The 253-nt window shown below is 73.5% G+C and carries 1 protein-coding gene; it reads left to right on the top strand.

Features of this window, described 5'->3' with window-relative positions; all coding sequences use genetic code 11:
- Window positions 1-253 (top strand): rhodanese-like domain-containing protein (locus HKX41_12410; protein NNC24938.1); only part of this gene is annotated, 253 nt, incomplete at both ends.

Here is a 253-nt window from a genome sequence, read left to right on the forward strand (position 1 = left end):
CCGACGCCCGCGATCGCGACACGTACGACCGCGCGCACGTCTACGGCGCGGTGTGGAGCCCCGCCGGCTCCGACCCCACGTGCGACCCCGTCACGTACTGGCCGGACAGCGACCGTATCGTCTGCTACGGCGGGAGCGCGGGCCGATCCGGTCGCCACCGCGCCGCCGCCCTCATCAATGACGACTTCGACAACGTGTACGCGATCCGCGGGGGGTTTCCGGCGTGGCACCGGGGCGACTACCCGGTCGCGGG

This window comes from Salifodinibacter halophilus (assembly GCA_012999515.1).
Classification (GTDB): domain Bacteria; phylum Pseudomonadota; class Gammaproteobacteria; order Nevskiales; family Salinisphaeraceae; genus Salifodinibacter; species Salifodinibacter halophilus.